A 258-nucleotide genomic window follows, 5' to 3' on the forward strand; every position below is an offset into this window, starting at 1 on the left:
GCGCAACGCTCTGCCTTCATGCAGAACCCTGCGCATTGAGGATTGGTGGAGGATGACGGGATCGAACCGACGACCCCCTGCTTGCAAAGCAGGTGCTCTCCCAGCTGAGCTAATCCCCCGGTCATACACTCCTCAAGGGTGTCCCAGTCAGCACCACAGACAAAGATGGTGGGTCTGGATGGATTCGAACCATCGACCCCCGCCTTATCAAGACGGTGCTCTAACCGACTGAGCTACAGACCCCTGAGTCTGTCTGCG

General features: G+C 58.1%; 2 tRNA genes. Both read right to left on the reverse strand.

Annotation, left to right across the window (positions count from 1 at the left end):
• Window positions 1–43: 43 nt before the first annotated feature.
• Window positions 44–119, reverse strand: a tRNA-Ala gene (locus AB3X94_RS42150).
• Between the two features lie 47 nt (window positions 120–166).
• Window positions 167–243, reverse strand: a tRNA-Ile gene (locus AB3X94_RS42155).
• Window positions 244–258: the final 15 nt, after the last annotated feature.

Origin of the sequence: Paraburkholderia sp. BR10923 (assembly GCF_040948765.1) — a bacterium.
Lineage (GTDB): Bacteria > Pseudomonadota > Gammaproteobacteria > Burkholderiales > Burkholderiaceae > Paraburkholderia > Paraburkholderia youngii.